The organism is Campylobacter sp. JH23, from assembly GCF_017846595.1.
GTDB lineage: Bacteria > Campylobacterota > Campylobacteria > Campylobacterales > Campylobacteraceae > Campylobacter_D > Campylobacter_D coli.
On the sequence record NZ_JAEQBP010000011.1, the window covers coordinates 1 to 5,000 of the forward strand.

The following is a 5,000-nucleotide window of genomic DNA, read 5'->3' on the forward strand; positions in this document are numbered from 1 at the left end:
AGAATTAACAAGTCCGCAATGAGCTACTTTCCCCCTGCCAGTAAGGCGTAGTATCATCACCCACGATGTGCTTAGCTTCTTGGTTCGGGATGGAGCAAGGCGTTTCCACATCTGTATAATCACGGACATTGTTATTTAAATATTCTTTGAAAGATTGAATTTAAGAATAAAACTTAATCTTTTATTTCTTTACTTTTTTCTTTATTCTCTTTCTTCTTTTCTTATCTTTTATCTTTGATAAATTTTTATATAGAATACTTAAAAAACAATGTTAAGAGCAAGTTCTAATACAAACTCTACTTGAAAGATTTCTATTAAACTCTAAATATTATCTATATTCAAAGTCTTCTTAAAAACCTTAACAAGGAAGTGATGCTTTATTAAAGATAAGCCAAACGCTCTATTAGTACTGGTCAGCTAAAGGACTTTCATCCATTACACACCCAGCCTATCAAACTAGTAGTCTTCTAGAGAGCTTAGAGAAGATTCATCTTAGAGTTGGCTTCACGCTTAGATGCTTTCAGCGTTTATCCTTTCCAAACTTAGCTACGCTGCGATGCTCTTGGCAGAACAACAGCTACACCAGTGGTTTGTTCAACCCGGTCCTCTCGTACTAGGGTCAAATCTCTTCAATCTTCTTACGCCCACGGCAGATAGGGACCGAACTGTCTCACGACGTTCTGAACCCAGCTCGCGTACCGCTTTAAATGGCGAACAGCCATACCCTTGGGACCTGCTCCAGCCCCAGGATGCGATGAGCCGACATCGAGGTGCCAAACCTCCCCGTCGATGTGAGCTCTTGGGGGAGATCAGCCTGTTATCCCCGGGGTACCTTTTATCCTTTGAGCGATGGCCCTTCCACACAGAACCACCGGATCACTAAGACCGACTTTCGTCTCTGCTTGACTTGTATGTCTTGCAGTTAAGCTGGCTTATACCTTTATACTCTACGAACGATTTCCAACCGTTCTGAGCCAACCTTTGTAAGCCTCCGTTATTATTTGGGAGGCGACCGCCCCAGTCAAACTACCCACCAGACATTGTCCCACTTGAGGATAACTCAAGCTGGTTAGCTACCCAAATAAGAAAGAGTGGTATCTCAACAATGGCTCATATACAACTGGCGTCATATACTCAAAGCCTCCCACCTATCCTGCACATTCTTATCCAAGTAGCAGTGTCAAGCTGTAGTAAAGGTCCACGGGGTCTTTCCGTCTTGCCGCGGGTAGGAGGAATTTTCACCTCCACTACAATTTCACTGGATCCCTCTTTGAGACAGCTCCCATCTCGTTACGCCATTCATGCAGGTCGGTATTTAACCGACAAGGAATTTCGCTACCTTAGGACCGTTATAGTTACGGCCGCCGTTTACTCGGGCTTCGATCAAGAGCTTCGCTAATGCTAACCCCATCAATTAACCTTCGAGCACCGGGCAGGCGTCACACCCTATACATCCTCTTACGAGTTAGCAGAGTGCTGTGTTTTTGGTAAACAGTCGGGAGGGACTCTTTGTTGTAAGTTTCCTTGCTTTCGGAGTAAATCCTAATACAAAGCTAACCACACCTTATACCGAAGATACGGTGCTATTTTGCAGAGTTCCTTAAAGAGAGTTCTTCCACGCGCCTTAGAATACTCATCCCACCCACCTGTGTCGGTTTACGGTACGGGCAACATTAGCTAAACTTAGAAACTTTTCTTGGCTCGACGGCATCAGGGGTTCTTCTATCCATCCGAAGACTTCAAAAAGCCTTTCAGTTCTCGGAGTATTGTTATACGGATTTGCCTGTACAACCTCCTACGACCTTAGACTAGCACTTCCATCCGCTAGCCCCCTTAGCCCTAAGCGTCCTTCCATCGCACACTAATGTTGGTATTGGAATATTAACCAATTTGCCATCGTCTACCCCTTTCGGACTCGACTTAGGACCCGACTAACCCTACGATGACGAGCATCGCGTAGGAAACCTTGGGTTTACGGCGTTAATGATTCTCACATTAATTATCGCTACTCATGCCTGCATGCTCACTTCTATTCGCTCCAGCACTCCTTACCGGTATACCTTCGACGCAAATAGAACGCTCTCCTACCACTTGCACACAACTTAAACTACTTAACTTTAGCCTAAGAATATTTTTACTGATTTTACTAAGTTTTATTTCTATCTTTACCCTATAAAAATCAGTAAAAATATAACTAAAACATATAACTTAGTTTCTTAATATTCTAAACTTAAATAATCTAAGTTGTGTGCAAGTCTACAGCTTCGGTACTTACTTTAGCCCCGTTATATTTTCCGCGCAAAATCACTAGACCAGTGAGCTATTACGCTTTCTTTAAAGGATGGCTGCTTCTAAGCCAACCTCCTGGTTGTTTAAGTAACTTCACATCGTTTTCCACTTAAGTAAGATTTAGGGACCTTAGCTGGTAGTCTGGGTTGTTTCCCTCTTGACGACGGATTTTATCACTCGCCGCCTGACTGCTGTGATTACATATAAGGTATTCGGAGTTTGATAGGGTTTGGTACATTGGTGTATGCCCTAGCCCATTCAGTGCTCTACCCCCTTATATTACGACACAACGCTATACCTAAATATATTTCGGAGAGAACCAGCTATCACGAAGTTTGATTGGCCTTTCACCCCTATCCACAAGTCATCCCGGGGCTTTTCAACGCCTATGGGTTCAGTCCTCCACTAGTTCTTACACTAGCTTCAACTTGCTCATGGATAGATCACTTCGTTTCGGGTCTGCAGCATCTGACTAAGCGCCCTATTCAGACTCGCTTTCGCTACGGCTTCGCGTTTGCTTAACCTTGCCAGACACCACAACTCGCAGGCTCATTATGCAAAAGGCAGTCCATCACCCTGTATTGCTACATAGGGCTCTGAATGATTGTAAGCAAATGGTTTCAGGTTCTATTTCACTCTGATCACCTCAGTTCTTTTCACCTTTCCCTCACGGTACTTGTGCACTATCGATCTGGTATTAGTATTTAGGGTTGGATCGTGGTCGACCCAGCTTCAGACAGGATTTCTCGTGTCCCGCCCTACTCAGGATACTGCTAGCTAAGGTTTGTTTTTCGCATACGGGACTATCACCCTCTATGGCTATACTTTCCAGAATGTTCTGCTAAACTCACCTCTTGCACATTGCAGTCCTACAACCCCCAGTGCAAGCACTGGGTTTGCCCTCTTGCGCTTTCGCTCGCCGCTACTGGCGCAATCTCTATTGATTTCTTTTCCTGAGGGTACTAAGATGTTTCAATTCCCCTCGTTCGCTCCTATATAGGTAATGTATATCTCTATACATTGGGTTGCCCCATTCGGAAATCTACGGATCAAAGCTTCTTGACAGCTCCCCGTAGCTTATCGCAGTCTAGTACGTCCTTCATCGCCTTTACCAGTCAAGGCATCCACCATTCGCTCTTAGTAGCTTACCTTTTTTACCTTCTTTAGCGTCAAGGCAAAGCCTTGACTAAGAAGCAAGCTAAAGACCTACCCCGCCAACCTAAAAGATATTAGGCTGATAAAGTAAGTTAAAGACTAATAGTCTTTCTTGCTTCTTCTGCTAAGAATATGCATAAAAGTTAGATATAATCTAACTTCTACCTTTTATTATTGATTCTAAAACGCATCACTTCCTTGTTAAAGTTTTTACGATAAGACTTCATTATCTTAAGACGGAAAGCATTCAAACACTTAATATAAATACTAAAAATATCTAAACTAAGTCGTGAGTTTGAAACTTATCTTTAATTTAAAATTTTAGATCTAATATTCTCTTTATTATAAAAAATAAAGATAGTTAAAAGATATAAATAAAACCAAAGAAAAGATAATTGAGTTTTATCCTTTAACAAGTCCTGTAAAATTGTTTTTATTAAAACTTGCTTGTGACTCTTAACAATGATAATTATAAAGAACATTTAGGTTTAAAACCTAAAGGAAGTATATGGTATATAAAGTATATTTATAAATATATACTTGCTTTAGATTTTAAAGCTTGATTTCAAATCTTGTTTTTATCTTTTTAAGATTGATACTTCTATGGTGGGCCTAACAAGACTTGAACTTGTGACCTCACCCTTATCAGGGGTGCACTCTAACCAGCTGAGCTATAGGCCCTTAATAAATGGTGGAGAATAGCGGGATCGAACCGCTGACCTCCTGCGTGCAAAGCAGGCGCTCTCCCAGCTGAGCTAATTCCCCATAAACAATTAGCTTTAATCAATCTTTGAAATCTAAACAAGAATCAATTGAGTTTATAATGAAGTAATAGTTGTGAGACTTATTACTTTGTACTCTAGAAAGGAGGTGATCCAACCGCAGGTTCTCCTACGGTTACCTTGTTACGACTTCACCCCAGTCGCTGATTCCACTGTGGACGGTAACTAGTTTAGTATTCCGGCTTCGAGTGAAATCAACTCCCATGGTGTGACGGGCGGTGAGTACAAGACCCGGGAACGTATTCACCGTAGCATGGCTGATCTACGATTACTAGCGATTCCGGCTTCATGCTCTCGAGTTGCAGAGAACAATCCGAACTGGGACATATTTTATAGATTTGCTCCACCTCGCGGTATTGCGTCTCATTGTATATGCCATTGTAGCACGTGTGTCGCCCTGGGCATAAGGGCCATGATGACTTGACGTCGTCCACACCTTCCTCCTCCTTACGAAGGCAGTCTATTTAGAGTGCTCGGCCGAACCGTTAGCAACTAAATACGTGGGTTGCGCTCGTTGCGGGACTTAACCCAACATCTCACGACACGAGCTGACGACAGCCGTGCAGCACCTGTCTCTAAGTTCTAGCAAGCTAGCACCCTCTTATCTCTAAAAGGTTCTTAGGATATCAAGCCCAGGTAAGGTTCTTCGCGTATCTTCGAATTAAACCACATGCTCCACCGCTTGTGCGGGTCCCCGTCTATTCCTTTGAGTTTTAATCTTGCGACCGTACTCCCCAGGCGGTACACTTAATGCGTTAGCTGCATTACTGAGAT

2 tRNA genes and 3 rRNA genes (1 of these 5 running past the window's edge) are annotated in these 5,000 nt (G+C 42.8%); all 5 read right to left on the reverse strand.

Features of this window, described 5'->3' with window-relative positions:
• Positions 1 to 10: 10 nt before the first annotated feature.
• Positions 11 to 127: ribosomal RNA gene (gene rrf / locus KAR88_RS08670) — 5S ribosomal RNA — on the reverse strand.
• A 255-nt stretch (positions 128 to 382) separates the two neighbouring features.
• Positions 383 to 3,440: ribosomal RNA gene (locus tag KAR88_RS08675) — 23S ribosomal RNA — on the reverse strand.
• A 608-nt stretch (positions 3,441 to 4,048) separates the two neighbouring features.
• Positions 4,049 to 4,125: transfer RNA gene (locus KAR88_RS08680), tRNA-Ile, on the reverse strand.
• Positions 4,126 to 4,133: 8 nt separating this feature from the next.
• Positions 4,134 to 4,209: transfer RNA gene (locus KAR88_RS08685), tRNA-Ala, on the reverse strand.
• Positions 4,210 to 4,307: 98 nt separating this feature from the next.
• Positions 4,308 to 5,000 (reverse strand): 16S ribosomal RNA (locus tag KAR88_RS08690); it runs 820 nt beyond the window's last position.
• Together the 16S, 23S and 5S rRNA genes with 2 tRNA genes alongside form the textbook arrangement of a ribosomal RNA operon.